This is a genomic window from Streptococcus sp. 3167 (assembly GCF_013277175.1).
Taxonomy (GTDB): domain Bacteria; phylum Bacillota; class Bacilli; order Lactobacillales; family Streptococcaceae; genus Streptococcus; species Streptococcus pseudopneumoniae.
Genome location: NZ_VMML01000028.1, coordinates 44,558 through 61,474, shown reverse-complemented (window position 1 = coordinate 61,474; position 16,917 = coordinate 44,558). Strand labels below are relative to the sequence as shown.

Below are 16,917 nucleotides of genomic sequence, written 5' to 3'. Positions count from 1 at the left end.
ATTTTCATTGAGTATTACTAGCTTTTTCCATATTAATTCAGCTTTTTGTTTATTTTTAGTAACAGGCAAGGAGCTGTAGATAAAACTCAAGTTCATCAAAGCGACTTAAGGCCCTAATAAAAGATAAACAAAATGACGGATAGAAAAAAGCCCACACACGGAATCTACTTCCATGTGAGGGCGTTGGTAACGCGGTGCCACCTCAATTATAAAGGAACTATCTCCTTTACATCTCTGCCTTGTCTAACAACAAGCTGCACTGTAAGGTGTGCGCACCGAATTTTCATTGTTTCAAATTCATTTTTTAAATCAGCCCACTTTCACTACTTCCAACCACCTATTCACAATCACCACAGGCTCCCTGAAGATCAAAAATAGTTACTTTTCTGATTTGTTGAACTTATTTTAATACTTTGTTTTTTCTTTGTCAAGACTTTTTTACGATTTTTTTGAAAATATCATTCGAATGTGACCATGTCTTCCTTAGATCGAACATGAACATGTCCCACTTGTTAGAAATTGGATCCAACTCAATAGAAACTGAATGGAGGCTAAACAGAACTTATTTTAGAACACTCCATCTTTTCCACTAGGATTTTCAAGAATTAAACAATACTAGAAACTCTGTCTCCTAACAAATTTAGGAGAAACTTCAACAGATGTGACACTTTCCCCTTTAATAATTGCTAAAACACCTTCTATCATTTCTTTAGCCAATTTAACATAATTGGGAGCAATTGTAGACAAAGCTGGAGTATAATACTGAGAAATAGGAATATTATCAAATCCAATGATAGAAATATCATCTGGAATAAGAATTCCTTTCTCATAGCACGCACGAATCAAGCCCTGAACCTTTTCATCTCCTGAAACAAAAATAATGTCCGGATCATTTTGGGTAGTCAAGTGCTGCATTGCATAAGAATAAACTGAATCAATTGTAGATAAGCCATAAATGACTTTTAAATCCATAAAGTAATTTTTATCATTCAGAAAAGAACGCACACCTCTTTCACGATCCTTATTAACATGAGATTCTCCTCCCATAAGCAACCACATATTTTTAAATTTTTCTTCAGTTACAGCTTTCATCATATCATAAGTAGCTTGAAAATTATTATTAGATACATAGACTACTCCAGACGTTTGAGATTCACCGAAAACAAGAAAAGGCATATGGTTCTTCTTTAAATACTGAATTCTGATATCATCTACACTTTCATAAAAAACAATAACACCATCTACTAGGCTACCTGTGCTTGATATAATTGAATTACTAATTGTATCCTCCTCTCCAAAGTACTCAACTATAGCATTAACACCATACTCTTTACAAGTTTGTAAAACTTTATCTAATAAAGTTTGAAACCAAATTAAAGGAAAAGAGTCGATTTTTTTTACAGAAATCAATATATTTATAGCTTCTTTTTTAGTTAAATTTTTTGCATACGCATTTGGAATATACGACAATTCCTCTATAACTTTTTGAATCGCTTGATAAGTTTCTTCTTTAACATTTACTCCACCATTAATAACTCGTGAAACTGTTTTTGGAGAAAAACCTGATAAACGTGCAATGTCATAAATAGTTACTTTTTTCCCATTTATATTTTTCATTTCAGTCCTCCATTACGAACATTCTAATATTACTATACAATATTTAATTTTTTTTAACAAGAGAATTTAGTAAATTATTTAAGATCCACAAATTCACAAAATTAATTTTACAAATATTCTTCCCCTTCAAAAAAGTTTAAATTGCATTTCACACCTTTATTTTTAAGAATGTTTCCAACTTCACGACAAATAAATTCATATGAGAAAAAACTACCATAAAATTGTAGATTAACTTTTTCAGTAAAATGTGTAGGATTTATAAAAAAATATAATAGCCTGTCAATGTAACATTTTAACATAGAGTTAATTTTTTCTTTAAAGATAACATTTGTTATCAACTCATCAGGAGATAAATGAAAGGCAAACACCATTTCATAAATATCATAAAAAGAAATAAATTTGTATACTTGTATCAAACAATTATTATCAAAATATTCTATTTTACCTAAATCAAAATTGATTTTATAATCTTTCATAAAAACCTCTGAGCAAAAATCTACTCAAAAATTAGATGATTAAAACATCTAAAAAACAAAAGGACAAAAACATCTGTCCCTTTGTTTACTAAATTTCAGCTAATTTCTTCGACATAAATAACACCTACAATATTAGCAATTTCTTCCATCAAACGAAGATGTTCAAATCTACCTGATAATTCCAGAGTAATAAATGACGCTATTTTTTTGTCTGGAACATCAAAGTATTCAATTCTGTCAGAATTAACATCTCCAAACGCTGTTCTTGAATCGGTCATTCTGATACCATTTTCTGCACAATAAACCAATACACGATTATAGGCTTCTGTAGATTTAACCACTATATACAATTCAATCATTTTAGAACGATTTCGTAGATATTTTTTTAGTGGTTGGAACATGGATATCACACCCCAAACAGAAATGGCTACTAAAAGAGCTCCCTCATAAAAACCTACTCCAATAGCTAATCCAATTCCTGCCGAAGCCCAAATGCCTGCTGCAGTTGTTAAACCAGTTATTTTCTTTTTATCTGTAATAAGTATTGTTCCAGCCCCAAGAAAACCAACACCTGATATAACCTGCGCACCTAAGCGTGTAGGATCTCCTGTACCAAATTTATAAGATACGTATTCATTCGTCATCATAATTAAACATGCAGCCAGACAAACAATACTATGTGTACGAATACCTGCTGGTTGAGATTTACTTCCTCTCTCTAAACCAATTACACCACCAATAACTACTGATAAAACAATCCTGACAACTATTTCAATATGTGATAACCCAAGACTAGTGGCTGTCATGATTATTTCCTTACTTTACGCCCCGGTCTTTGTGTGAAGTATAATACAGTTCCAGAAACAATCATCAGAACAATTGTATAAACAAATACCAGAGCTTGTGCATTAGATGTTGCTGTTTCATCACCTGCAGATCGAATCGTAATACCTAATGGTTGAGCTAGGGGATGGTAAAGGAATACAGATAAGTCGAAGTCAGTTAATAAAGAGTTAAAGTTTAAAGCAATAACAGAGAGAACAACCGGTAAAATAAATGGAATGATAACCTTCATCATAGTATAAAAAGGTGAAGCACCCATACTTCTTGCTGCATCTTCCATCTCATCATCAACACTAAATAAAATAGCACGTACCATTCTATAAGAAAATGGGATTTTTACAACTATATATGCAATAAGTAGAATTACCAAACTACCTACCAAAATCTGATTCAAGACAAGAAATTGTGGCTGATTAAAAGTAAATAATAAACTTACTGCTAAAAGTGTACTTGGTAGTAACCAAGGAAGTAGAGCACCATATTCAAATAAGAAATCAAAACGAGATTTATGTTTTCTGACAACACGAGCAAATACAACTGCGAGAATTGTTGCTGTTGTCGCAGCAATAATAGAATAAATAAAGCTGACCAAGAATGGAGAGAATGCCGCACTATTACTAAAGAATAAGCGATAATTTTCTAAAGTAAAGTTTGATAATGTTAAGTTACCTGTTTGAATTGCAACTGGATCTGTAAATGAGTATAATACTATAAAAATTAGTGGAAGCATGAAAACTGTGAACAATCCATATGCTACAATGTGAGCAATGATATTCCAAGGCTTAGACGCAATTTTTTGTTTTTTAAGAGGCGCTTTAGTCTTAGAGATAGAAATATAATTTCCACCTTTTTCTATCTTATTCATGATAGTAAGCAAAATTGTAGTTGCAATACCTAAAATAATTGCAAGTAAGGCAGCTAAATCACGAGAATTCCCCATCCCTGCAAATGTAATAATCATTGGATTTATAGTTTGAAATTCTTTACCACCAACAATCATGGGTGCTGCTACTGCAGATAAACCACTAAGAAAAACCATAATAGTAAGTGCAAATAGAGTTGGAATTAAGGTTGGTAACACTACTTTTCGGAAAACAGTAAATGGTTTTGCTCCCATATTTCGAGCAGCCTCAATAGTGTGATAGTCAACGCTTCGAATTGTATTTGTTAAAAACAATGTATGATTAGCCGTTCCTGAAAATGTCATAATGAATAAGACTGCACCATACCCAATAAACCAGTTAGGGTCTAAAGAAGGGATAATATTTTGTAAAAATTTTGTAATCAATCCATAAGGACCATAGACAAATTTATATCCAGTCGCTAAAACCACTCCTCCATAAATTAAAGAGGTCATATAACCTAATTTTAAAATTTTAGCACCTTTAATATCAAAGTACTCTGTAAATAGAACACAAAGAATACCTACGACATTAACTGTAATAATGAGTGAAAATGCTAACTTAAAACTGTTCATAATACTCTGAAGTGCCCTCTGAGATTTTAGAACACGATGTACAGCATCAAGGGAAAATTCTCCTCCTTTTACAAATACATTCACTACTAGATCAAAGTTTGGATAAATAATAAATGTTACTAAGAACCAGATTAACCCTAAACGAATAAGCCAATCTTTTAAATTTAATTTATGACGCATACTGCACCTCCTTAAAATTGCAGAACGTCTGATGGAGTGATAAATAATTCCACACTTTCTCCGACAGATCTAATAGCAGCCTGACTATCAATACTTGTTACATTAAGAATCTGACTTTCAGAAACTTTTATTGTATAGTGAATTGTAACTCCAGAAAACTCAACATCAATAATTGTCCCTTTTAGAGTGAAATCTTGTTCAGTTTCACGATTGAATCGAACTTTCTCTAATCGAATGTATCCTTTTTTATCTTCTAAGAAAACGCTTGTATTTTTCAATAATACTTCGTGGACTGTTTCATCGGTCAAAACATTAATATCTCCAATAAAATCACATACAAATTCAGTTTGAGAATTATGATAAATTTCTACTGGTGTACCGACCTGTTCGATGTATCCATTGTTAAAGACTGCAATTCTATCAGATAAAGTCAAGGCTTCCTCTTGATCATGAGTAACATATAAAGTAGTAATACCTAACTCTTTTTGAAGTCTTTTCAACTCTTTTCTCAAATCTACACGTAATTTTGCGTCAAGGTTTGACAATGGTTCATCTAGACAAAGAATTTTAGGTTCAAGAACCAGAGCACGAGCCAATGCTACCCTTTGTTGTTGACCCCCAGATAATTCTGATACATTACGCTGTAACTGTTGATCAGAGATCTTAATTTTTGCTGCTACTGCTGATACTTTAGCTTTAATAACATCTGGAGCTACCTTCTTAACTTTTAAACCAAATGCAATATTATCAAAAACAGTCATAGTTGGAAATAGCGCATAAGATTGAAATACAATACCAATTCCACGCTTTTCAGGTTCCAAATGAGTGACATCTGTTCCATTAACTTCAATACTTCCTGATGATGGATTTAGAAAACCTACCAAAGCTCTCAAAGTAGTTGATTTACCACATCCTGAAGGCCCAAGAAATGTAAAAAATTCCCCTTCATGTATATCTAAATTCAGATTATCAATTGCAACAAAATCACCATATTTAATTTGAATATTATCAAATTTAATCATCTCACTAACTCCCTCTATTACTAAACCAAAAGCCTCTCTTTATTTCTTCCATAAATTTAGAAATAATAGAGAGACTTGGACATAAAAATTAACTCTTATTTCTTATTGTACGTATTCTAATTCAGCTTTTTCTACCCATTCATCCAAATGCTTTCCAACAGCTTCCCAGTCAATATTTTGTGGTTTCACTTGATCAACAAATTTCTTAGTATCTTCTGGTAGATCTTTGAGGGCATCTTTATTTGCAGGAATAGATCCAAAGTTCTTACTATATTCTACTTGAATTTCTGATTGACCAAACCAATCAATAAATTCTTTAGCTAACGCTTGTTTTTTACTAGTGCTTAAAACCATAGTTTGTTCAGTTACAAATGGTACACCGATCTCAGGAGTCATAACTTTGAAAACAACATTTTGTTCTTTTTGTCCAACTAATGCACCAGAACCCCACATCATTCCATATTGTATTGGATCTTCTTTGTCTAACATCTTAACAATTGAACTTTCTCCCTTTTGAAGAGTGTATGCATTTTTCAAATATTCTTTTGCTACTTCCCAACCTTTTTCGGAAACACCTAATTCACCTTTATCATCAAGGTATCGAACTAAGATACTTGCTAGAATTGCACGTCCTGTACCACCTTGAAGACCAGAAATTGAATATTTACCTTTATACTTACTACCTAATTCAGTCCAATCTTTAGGCATTTCTTTTACATCAGGCGCCCCAATTAAAACTAATGGTTGAACAATCACAGGATTATAATAATTATCTTTATCTGATAAAGATTGATCAATTTTATCTAACCATTTAGGCTTGTACTGTACTAGTAATTTTTGATCTCTAATTTTATTTGAATCAACAGCACCAATTCCAAATACCATATCTGCAACTGCATTATTCTTCTCAGCAATAACACGGTCTGCTAATTGAGCGCCAGGGATATCAACCATTTTGATATTAAAACCAGCTTCTTTTGCTTTAGCAGTTAACCAATCACCACGACCATTTGAGACTGAGTTCGAATAGATTACTAGTTCTTGACTTTTATCAGCTTTTTCTTCAGATGAAGAAGCAGTCGTAGAATTTGAACCTCCAGAGCAAGCAGCAAGTGTAGTAAGAGCAACTCCCGTTGCAAGTACAGTAGACCAAACTTTCATTTTTTTCATGATAAGTTCTCCTTTTTTATTATTTTATTTAAATTTTTCGTGATATGGAACAAATTGTCTCATATCTTCAAATACAGTATAGTCAATACGGTTTACAGTAATAGTTGGAATCTTCTCTAATAAAATTTCAGTTAATTCTGCTCTGACTTTAGTAAACTCTTCTTCCTCCTCTTCGGTTAGAGGAATCCGAAGATACCCAATTGAAATATGGAATTGATATCTATCATGATTAGGGAAACGAACACCTGCTTTTTCTGAGACATAAGTACGAATTTCTTCTAATCTCTTTGCAGAAGCTTCATCTGCAGGTTCAACTAGTATGTTTTGTTTTCCCATTTCAGTTACACGCATATGAATTTCTTCATCCAACAATGGAAAAATTTCAAGTTGTTTAGCAAAGTAATCATGTATTTCCTGTAAAGGTGTATCTAGAGGAAGATTACTGCTCCAAAACTCCGTTTCACGATTTTCATGGCACAACAATTCAATTACAGTCATGTGAATAGAATTCCTTGGAGTTAAAGTAAACTTATCGATAAATGGTAATTCTCTATAACGTGATTGAATAATATCAACAACTTCCATCAAATCTTGTTTAGTATAAAGATTTGCTACAACTGTATTCCCAGGGAAATGATTAAATTCCCCATTCTCTTTGAACTTAATTTTTGTTAAGTTTTTCATATAAAGACCTTCTTTTTTTATATTTGACATCGGTGTCATCATGTTTACATTATACAATGAAACCGTTTCCTTTGTCAAGCGCTGTCAAACATTTTTTTAATTTATCTTTCATTAAAAGGTTAAGTAATTTTTCCAAAATACAGCACTCATATAGACAGTATCATCAATTATAGCCATTGGGATTTTTTGATTGCCAATTCCATGTATCTCTACACATGTCTTCAATCGATTTTGTTGTTCTCCAATTTAATTCCTTATATGCTTTGTCTGCATTTGCATAACAAGTTGCAACGTCTCCTGAACGTCTTGGAACTATTTTATAAGGAATAGGGATCTTATTAACACTTTCAAATGTATTTACAAGTTGTAATACACTAGTGCCTTCTCCCGAGCCTAGGTTATAGATATAAACATCTGTTTTTTCAGATACTTTTTCTAAAGCTTTTATATGTCCTATTGCTAAATCTACTACATGGATATAATCACGCACACCAGTACCATCAAGCGTATCATAATCATTTCCGAACACACTTAGCTCTGACAGCTTACCTACCGCTACTTGTGCAATATAAGGCATCAAGTTGTTAGGAATTCCTGAGGGATCTTCCCCAATAAGCCCAGACTCATGAGCACCAATTGGATTGAAATAACGAAGCAACGCAATACTCCATTCTGAATCTGCCACATGAACATCTTTTAAAATTTGCTCAAGCATCACTTTCGTATACCCATAAGGATTTGTCGCACTTGTTTGCATCGTCTCAATTAGAGGTGACTGATTGTTAATTCCATATACAGTCGCGCTTGAAGAAAAGACAATCTTTTTAACATTAAATTCTGACATCACTTCAACAAGTGCCAATGTACTCATAATATTATTTTTGTAGTACATCACAGGCTTTTGCACGGATTCTCCGACAGCTTTATAACCTGCAAAATGAATTGCAGCATCAATCGATTCTTGTTCAAATACCTTTCTCAATGCTTGTTTATCACAAACATCTAATTCGTAAAACACAGGACGTATTCCTGTAATTGCTTCAATACGGTCTAGCACCAAGATGCTAGAATTCGAAAGGTTGTCGACAATGATAACTTCCTTTCCTAAATTTAGTAATTCTACTACGGTATGGCTACCAATATAACCAGCTCCGCCTGTTACCAATATTGCCATTTGGGTTTCCTCCTAATTAATTCCAACCGACTTAACAAATCTCATAAACGCTTCATGTCCAGATGAAGTATTCTTATAAACACCTGCATCTTCTAGGACTCTCGCAAATGCTTGTCCTACTTCGTGTTGAACTACGCTATTAACCTCTTCTTTTTTAATGTTAGGATATTTTTCTTTCAATTGGTCGGCCCATTCTAAATGATAATCCGCAATTGCGTTTTCCTCTCCTAAAAGATATTTTCCAACTTCTTCTAACTCTGGTTTCAAACGAGGTGGTAATATCGCAAGTCCCATCACTTCGATTAATCCGATATTTTCCTTTTTAATATGTTGTACATCTTGATGAGGATGGAAAACACCATCTGGGTATTGTTCAGTAGTATGATTATCTCTTAGAACAATATCTAATTCATATCTCCCGTCCACTTTACGAGCAATAGGAGTCACCGTATGGTGTGGGACATCTTCAGTCATAGCAATGATGTCTACTTCTAAATCTGAATATTCTCTCCACTTATTTAGAATTTTAGTAGCTAAATCTAACAAGCGATTTTTATTTTCACTTTGTAACCTAATTACTGACATTGGCCATTTTACAATACCAGCATTAATATCCTCAAAGTCTTTAAAACGAAATTCACTCTCAAATTTTGCTTTTTCCATTGGGAAAATATGTTTCCCTCCCTGGTAGTGGTTATGACTAAGAATGGAGCCTCCTGAGATAGGAAGATCAGAATTTGAACCAGCAAAATATCCTGGCAAAATATCAACAATCTCCAATAATTGTTCAAATGTTTTAGAGGTAATAGCCATTGGTACATGTTGACTATTTAAAAATATCGCATGCTCATTAAAGTATGAGTAGGGAGAATACTGGAATCCCCATACTTCGTCACCAAGTTTCAACCGAATAATTCTATGATTCGAACGTGCTGGATAATTTATTCGCCCCTGATATCCTTCATTTTCCATACATAGTAAACATTTGGGATAATTAGTTGCTTTTACTAATTTTTCAGCAGCAATTGTTTTTGGATCTTTTTCGGGTTTTGACAAATTTATCGTAATCTCTAGCTCTCCATATTTAGTTGATGCTCTAAACTCAATATTCTTAGCAATAGCAGAAGTTTTAATATAATCACTATCTTTACTTAACTTATAAAATTCTTCAACTGCTTCTTGAGGTGATATATCATATGAACTCCAAAAAATATCATTTAATCGACTAGGTAAAGGAACTATGAAATTCATTAACTCTGCTCCTAAACATTCCTTTTCCTCAATTAAATCTTTAATTTTACCGTTTTTTAAGGCGATTTCCACTAAGCAATCTTTTATTTGTTTCAGGTCATTTTCATCGGAAATACGATCAGTTCCCTCCTCACCTATTAACGCTAGTACTCTATTTTTCACATATATTTTGTCAATTTCATTATACATTCCGTATTCAATTACTCTATCAACAAAATTATCAATAATTGTTTTCATATATTTTTCTTTCTAATTTATGTTCCCATATTTTCTATACATTATCCATTTATAAATTGCTTGCGTAGTATGAGCAATTTTATCAAGGTGATGAATAATATCTAAAGCACCAATTACTTCAGAAACGTTCCCATCATCTTCAAATATGTAATTCATTATTTTCTTTTCAATATTTATACTAAGCTCTTCTATCTCATTCTGTTTTTGTATAACAACCATATCTAAACATCCAGATTGTTCCTCTCTATAACAAGATATAGCCCTATTCATATGCAGTCCGATAACTTCATGAAGTATTTTTATTTCTGAAATAATTTTCTTCAAATTTTCATTATTTTGAATAATCTGTAGATTTTTTAAAATTTCAACAATTCTATCCCCAATACGTTCAATGTCAGTTGATATTTTTATTACACTAATAATTCTTCTTAAGTCATATGAAACAGGATGTTGTAAACAAATTAACTCAAATCCTTTTTTATCAATATTTAGAACTGACTCATTTATGATTAAATCTTCTTTAATCAATTCTACTCGTTCTTCATTTGATAAATATTCAAATAACTTCTCGTATTTATCAAGCACAGATACCCAAATAGTCTCTAAATTATTTGATAATTCTATAATTTCATTTTCTAAATATAACCTTAACATTTAGGTACCTCTTCTTAACAAAGTTCAATAGTAACAATTAATATTTTAAACAATATATCAAACATCAATAACTAGAATACTTGCATCATCCTTCTTTCCATAGATTGGATCAATAGCAGAAGAATTAAATCTCATCTTAATTAACTCTTCAAAAGTCTTATTTTGATTATTTTGATAGAATTCATAAAAGCCATCGCTCATTAAAACAATTTGTTCACTAGTAACATCTATTTGATTAATAATAGCATGGTCTAAAAATCTCTCATCCAACGAACCTATCCAGTACCCACTCGGTTGATTAGATAATTTTCTGATTTTTTGTAAAATAATTTTTTTATTTAAAGCACTATTTGTACCAATTGAATCTTTTATCTCATTTTTTCCTTTTTCAAATAAGTTATCTACTCTATGATCAGTTATTTCCATTTCGTTTACTAACATGACGCAGTCACCTAGCATCATATACTCCAACTTTTTTTCTGAAAGTTTAGCAAATATAAAAGCAAATGTTGGTAAGCGATAATACTCTGTTAATTCATATGAGTTTAAACCGATTTCATCTTTAACCTCTAGTAAAGCAGTTTCAAATATTTGTTTAAGAGTTTTTGATTCTTTACAATTAACCGACAAACTTTCTGATAAAATATGTACAACTTCTGAGACTGAATAACCTATCTCCTCTTTAGAATTATATAAATCTGTAGCTCCATCGATAATCCAAAAATACTGATTTTGTGAACCTACAGTATCCTCATTTTCTACAGAACTTCCTTGTATCGAACAAATTTTATTTATCTTTACCATAATACTTCAACCCTTTTAGTGTCAAAAGTAAACCAATTCCTGTCACTGTTAAGAATAGTTCCATAATCTTGTTCGAACCAGTCTTTGGTAATTTTTGTTTTACATCTACTATTTCTTTAGATTTATTAATATGATTTTCAGTTTCTCTGCCATCTCCAACTATTTTATAGTTTACTTCTTCTGTCTTATTATCTTGTTTATTGTCGATCTTGTCATTAATTTGTCTATTATCTTTACTTGAGTTAAACTCTCCTTTCTTCTGGTTACTATCAATTACATTATTTGAATTAGATTGTTTTTCATGCACATATGAACTTGTTTTAAATTTTTCCTCTTTGTTTTTTTCTTTTTCGTTTTTATCACTTAAGTTATTTGTTACAATTTTATAAAGCCCATTCTCCGTTACAATATTGAAATTACCATCGCTATCACGTATAACAGGTTCTTTCTCATTTGCATTAGATTTGATGAATGATATATACTTACCGGATAAATTATAAAATTGGTTATTTAAAACGGTTATTTTACCCTTTGAATCCTCAATAACAATTCCTTCTTTACCACCGAATATACTATTCTCTGAGACTACTAAATTATCACTAACTCGTAATAATTCAATATTTGGTTGTTCTGTTTCCTTAGAATTATTATTAATTACATTTTTTGTTACAGTAATATCTGATACTTTTCCTAAATATTCTGCACTATCTTTTGCAACTCGTATCGCTTTTGTTTTAGGATCGGCAATATTAAATATATTTTCGGCGATAACCACCTGTTTATTTAAATCTAATAGGTCTTTAGTGTTTTTATAGCTATAAGCATTTACTAAAGCTGCTCCGCTTTCTCGATAATGTACACTCTCTCCTTTAACTTTCTTATCAAAGCGATTTCCTTTGATTAATACATCAGTGAATCCTGTAAAACGTACACCTGCATACATCATGTTATCAAAATGATTATTTAAAATTTTAATATTAGAGGGGTTCTGTGTCGACAATGTTTGATAGTGTGTGCCAATTGCTGTTACTAATTCTCCAGATTTATCACTTTTGCCAAAATAGGAATTTTGAATAGTCACATTTTCAGATTTTTTCCCATCATCATTCAAGGCATAAGGAAAACCTTTTCTAGTTAATGGTTCAATCTGAATGCTCTCCTTACTTATGATTTGCCCATCCTTCATCGTTTTGGGTAAGGCTTGCCCAAGAAAACGAGAATTATCAACTAATACATTTTTCGAACCTGCAATTTGAATAGCATGCCCTTGATAACTATCCTTGAATGTTACATTTTTTATAGTTACGTTATTTGAATTCCCAATAGCAAATGCACCTGAAGAATTTATAAGTGGTAGATTTTTTGCTTTAGTTCCTTCTTCATTCAAAGCACCGTTCATATCAATAGTACCACCAGAATAACTAATATCTTCTGTTGGGCTCCATTCTACTTGCGCACCATCATCCGTAAATAAACCTGTCATAAAAACAATGGAAGGGTGATTCTTAATATTTATACCATTTAGAATTGTAGCTTTCTCATTCAATTCTAAGTGTGTATGACTTTTTAAAAAAACAATTTCTTTTACTAAATAAGTTCCTTCAGGAAAATATACATTTCCTCCACCTAGTCCTTTAGCTGCAGCATCTATTGTATCTTGAATTGCTTGACGATCATCATTAACTCCGTCACCTATTGCTCCATAATCTTTTACACTTAAAGCAGTATCTTCAAATTCTTTTTTGATAATTCTGTCACTTATAACATCTTCCTTATAACTCTTATTTTCATTAGTAGATGTTACTGTAGATTCAACTGTTCTGTTGTCTAATTGTGAATTAGAACGAATAGTACCATTAGAGCTGATACTATTAACACTTAACGAATTATCTAAACCATTAGTGGTTGAATTAGAGGCAATCATTTCAGCAGAACGATTCTGATTAACAGTTGGTGAATTATCTAAATCATTAGTAATTGCATTAGAAGACTCTTTTGTAGCCATCGGTGAAGAACTAGTAACAACTTCATCCGATAAAATACCTTGGCTTCCCAAAATTGAAATTGCCAATAGTACCGAGCAAGTCCCCACCTTTAATTTACGAATACTGAATACCTCATTAGGAACAAAATATTTCATCAGAACCTCCAATTTTTTTACTATTTTTTAACAATTGATTATTACTTTTCTTAAAATAGATAGAATGACACCGCTGTCATTATCTTTATCATATATTTTCCAAATTGAATTGTCAAGGAATAACACAAGAAAATATTAAAATTTATACTCTTCGGAAATCTCTTCAAACTAGGTCAGTGCCGCCTTGCCCTAAGTCTAGGTTACTGACTTGGTCAGTTCTATAGTAGATTGAAACTAGAATAGTACACCTCTACTTCTAAAACATTGTTAGAAATCGATTTGACTATCCCGATTGATTTGTCCTATTCTTATTTCATTTTACTATATCTACAACCTCAAAGCAGGGTTTTGAGCTATCTATGGCCAACTTCCTAGTTTGCTCTTTAGCCTTCCATTTAAAAATGATGCTATCTTTCTTAGCTTGAATATAAAATATCCCATTTACTATATTTAAATTTATTGATATGTTGTAAATTATAAATGAAAGAACAAATACCTTGTCATACAAGCATTCGCCAGGGATATTTACCTGAATATCGCTCATATGGCGGATTGAAACTAAAACACTACAATATATTTCTTAAATAGACCTTCTATAAAAGCTAGATTTAACCTCGATAAAAATAGATGCAGTGCTTCTAAAATACTGGAATAGGGTATATAGGTAATCGTAGACAAGTGTTTTATAGATTGTCTCGCAGGAGATCTAATGATGTATAGCAAGCTTCACTAAACATATGGGATATTTGTATTATTATAATATCAAAACGCTATAAATTCTATCATGCAAAAGAATGACTAGAACATGAAAGACAGGCACAAAACTTTGAACAATATTCTGAAAACAAAAAAAGACGCGAGTTTCCACAATCTCACTCATGGAAACTCACGTCTTTCAAAAAATAGGGTGAATTGAAAACTAGAACAAGACACTAGATTTTCTAAATGATGTCTAGTAAGGATTCTAAATGCTACACCAAATTGCTCACATCTTATTTCAAACCACGGGACTCCCACAAGAAAGGAAAATCCTATAAAAATTCTCTCTCTGAGGAGAAAGGAGCCTCAACTACAGGTGTAAACTATTATCAATTGAAAACAACAGTTTTTACACTCAATTAGACTTTTTAAGGACAGGATCACTTTCGCTTGTCTGTAGTTTGTCATTTTTTTGATAAAGTTAGTACTTTTTCAGAAACTGTTTTGAAAGTCTCAATGATATAGTCTACTTCTTCATCGCTTAATTTAGTATGAAGAGGGAGGGTAATTTCATTCTCAAAGAAGGCATAGGCCTTAGGATAGTTCGTCATATCAAATCCAAGATTCTTATAGGCTGTCAAGAGAGGAAGCGGTTTGTAGTGAACATTACTTGCAATTCCTGCTTTAGCCAATTCTTGGATGATGAGGTTGCGTTCTTCTAGGCTTGCTCCTTCTACACGGGTGATGTAGAGGTGGCGTGAAGATTCGACAGTTTCAGTCTTGTGTGCCAAAGGATGGATGCGAGAACCTGCAAAACCACTATCATAGCGGTCCACAATGTCCTTACGGCGTTGCAACAAACTTGGATAGCGGTCCAATTGTACCAAACCAAGTGAAGCCATGATATCGGTCATGTTGCACTTATAGGCTGGTGTAACGATATCGTATTCCCATGACCCCAATTGCATCTTGGCAAGAGCATCCTTAGTTTGCCCGTGAAGGGAAAGGATTTGGAATTCCTTGTACATCTCTTCGTCATCAATCACTGGATTGGCTTTCCAAGTCGCACTTCCACCTTCTGCCGTTGTAAAGTTCTTAACGGCATGGAATGAGAAGGAAGTAAAGTCAGCGATAGAACCAGAAGGTTGTCCTTTATAAGTAGATCCCAAAGCGTGGGCACTATCAGAGACAATGACAATACGGTTAAAGGCCTTTTGCCACTTGCTTGAAGCGGTAAAGAAGTCACGTTTTTTCTCCACGACTTGGAACAAACGGTCATAATCGCAAACAATCCCTGCGAGCTCTACTGGGATAATCACCTTAGTTTTCTCAGTGATAGCTTGCTCCAGCAAGTCATAGTCCATTTCAAACGTATCTGCTTGGATATCTACCATGACAGGGGTCGCTCCTACGTGCGTGATGACACTACATGAAGCTGTATAGGTCATGGCTGGAACGATGACTTCATCACCAGGCCCAACTTCAAGCACACGCAAAATTAACTCCAGAGCGGCTGTCGCAGAGTTAAGGCAGACAGTCTTAGGCGTCTGTGTGTATTGGGACAAGCGACGCTCCAGTTCTTTGGTCTTAGGACCTGTTGTAATCCAACCAGAACGAAGGGTATCCGCTACTTCAGCAATTTCTGATTCCGTAATATCGGGTGGTGAAAATGGAATATTGTAATTTGGCATTGATTTGCTCCTTTTATCTGTACTCATTCTCTTATGACTACTTTATTTTAGTACCTCAAATACGGTTTGAAACATGATTTTGATGTCTCCAAGGAAACTAAACTCTCGGAGATAGACGAGGTTATAGCGCATCTTTTCAGGAAGGACGTGTTCGACATAGGCTTGGTCAACCGACAGACCTTTCTCCGTCATTTGACTGATGATAGTGTCCTCATCCTTGTAGTTGATGCTGGTTGGAGAGGTAATCCCTGCTGGTAAGAGCAAGGTCGCCATCATTTCAGGGCTATACCGCTCTGTGTAACGAGGCACTTCAGGTCGTGTACCGACAAAGGACATTTCGCCTTTCAGGACATTGACCAACTGAGGAAGTTCATCCAAACGCACACGGCGGATGAAATTACCAACCTTGGTAATGCGGCTATCGTTAGCAGAAGTCACCAGGCTCCCTTTTTTATCCGCATCCGTCACCATGGTACGGAACTTCCAAATCTTGAAAGGTCGATTGTACTGGGTCACGCGCTCTTGCTTGTAAATCACTGGCCCCTTGCTATCCAACTTGATCCAAATGCTCAAGATGAGAAAGATGGGTGAGGTCAGAACCAGTACTACCAAGGCTAGAACCCAATCCAAGCAACGCTTGAAAATCAGCGAACTCTTCCTTTTAGAGACAAGCTGGTAGTAAGACTCAACCTCGCTTGATTTCATTTCCACGGGCAAGTCTTCCCATTTCAGCATGCTGTTTCTCCTTTGTTTTTATTATACTATTTGTCAACATTTTTCATTATACCACAAAATGGA

At 33.4% G+C, this 16,917-nt stretch carries 14 protein-coding genes and 1 other annotated feature; all 14 genes read right to left on the bottom strand.

The window, feature by feature from the left end; all coding sequences use genetic code 11:
• Nucleotides 1–173 precede the first annotated feature (173 nt).
• Nucleotides 174–404 (bottom strand) — a binding site (T-box leader).
• 211 nt (nucleotides 405–615) lie between these two features.
• Complete coding sequence (locus HT678_RS05275; protein WP_000789951.1) at nucleotides 616–1,617, bottom strand: LacI family DNA-binding transcriptional regulator; 1,002 nt, start codon at nucleotides 1,615–1,617, stop codon at nucleotides 616–618.
• A 107-nt stretch (nucleotides 1,618–1,724) separates the two neighbouring features.
• Complete coding sequence (locus HT678_RS05270; RefSeq protein ID WP_000656297.1) at nucleotides 1,725–2,093, bottom strand: hypothetical protein; 369 nt, start codon at nucleotides 2,091–2,093, stop codon at nucleotides 1,725–1,727.
• A 95-nt stretch (nucleotides 2,094–2,188) separates the two neighbouring features.
• On the bottom strand, nucleotides 2,189–2,899 hold the full coding sequence (locus tag HT678_RS05265; protein ID WP_000127549.1) for an MgtC/SapB family protein: 711 nt from the start codon (nucleotides 2,897–2,899) through the stop codon (nucleotides 2,189–2,191).
• Nucleotides 2,900–2,901: 2 nt separating this feature from the next.
• Nucleotides 2,902–4,593, bottom strand: coding sequence for an iron ABC transporter permease (locus tag HT678_RS05260; protein WP_001216175.1), 1,692 nt, complete (start codon nucleotides 4,591–4,593; stop codon nucleotides 2,902–2,904).
• Nucleotides 4,594–4,604: 11 nt separating this feature from the next.
• Nucleotides 4,605–5,615, bottom strand: coding sequence for an ABC transporter ATP-binding protein (locus tag HT678_RS05255; protein WP_050207478.1), 1,011 nt, complete (start codon nucleotides 5,613–5,615; stop codon nucleotides 4,605–4,607).
• 102 nt (nucleotides 5,616–5,717) lie between these two features.
• On the bottom strand, nucleotides 5,718–6,785 hold the full coding sequence (locus tag HT678_RS05250) for an extracellular solute-binding protein (protein ID WP_000738377.1): 1,068 nt from the start codon (nucleotides 6,783–6,785) through the stop codon (nucleotides 5,718–5,720).
• 24 nt (nucleotides 6,786–6,809) lie between these two features.
• Nucleotides 6,810–7,469, bottom strand: a complete 660-nt coding sequence (locus HT678_RS05245) for a DUF1868 domain-containing protein (RefSeq protein WP_000793811.1) — start codon at nucleotides 7,467–7,469, stop codon at nucleotides 6,810–6,812.
• Between the two features lie 163 nt (nucleotides 7,470–7,632).
• Nucleotides 7,633–8,643, bottom strand: coding sequence for a UDP-glucose 4-epimerase GalE (galE, locus tag HT678_RS05240; protein WP_000996560.1), 1,011 nt, complete (start codon nucleotides 8,641–8,643; stop codon nucleotides 7,633–7,635).
• Between the two features lie 12 nt (nucleotides 8,644–8,655).
• Nucleotides 8,656–10,131, bottom strand: coding sequence for a UDP-glucose--hexose-1-phosphate uridylyltransferase (gene galT / locus HT678_RS05235; RefSeq protein ID WP_172922061.1), 1,476 nt, complete (start codon nucleotides 10,129–10,131; stop codon nucleotides 8,656–8,658).
• A 12-nt stretch (nucleotides 10,132–10,143) separates the two neighbouring features.
• Entirely contained in the window at nucleotides 10,144–10,785 is a 642-nt protein-coding gene (locus tag HT678_RS05230; protein WP_084675175.1) for a phosphate uptake regulator PhoU, read from the bottom strand.
• Between the two features lie 57 nt (nucleotides 10,786–10,842).
• The gene (locus tag HT678_RS05225; RefSeq protein WP_084675176.1) at nucleotides 10,843–11,589 is read right to left on the bottom strand and encodes a protein phosphatase 2C domain-containing protein; all 747 of its coding nucleotides are present in this window, start codon (nucleotides 11,587–11,589) and stop codon (nucleotides 10,843–10,845) included.
• Nucleotides 11,573–13,729 carry a multi-ligand-binding adhesin PfbA gene (gene pfbA / locus HT678_RS05220; protein WP_172922062.1) on the bottom strand — a complete coding sequence of 719 codons (2,157 nt, stop codon included), beginning with the start codon at nucleotides 13,727–13,729 and terminating at the stop codon, nucleotides 11,573–11,575. Before pfbA ends, HT678_RS05225 begins: the two co-directional genes overlap by 17 nt.
• A 1,163-nt stretch (nucleotides 13,730–14,892) precedes the next feature.
• Nucleotides 14,893–16,119, bottom strand: a complete 1,227-nt coding sequence (locus HT678_RS05215) for a DegT/DnrJ/EryC1/StrS aminotransferase family protein (protein ID WP_084675178.1) — start codon at nucleotides 16,117–16,119, stop codon at nucleotides 14,893–14,895.
• 42 nt (nucleotides 16,120–16,161) lie between these two features.
• Nucleotides 16,162–16,854: a sugar transferase gene (locus HT678_RS05210; RefSeq protein WP_000922216.1), complete on the bottom strand. Its 693-nt coding sequence runs from the start codon at nucleotides 16,852–16,854 to the stop codon at nucleotides 16,162–16,164.
• Nucleotides 16,855–16,917: the final 63 nt, after the last annotated feature.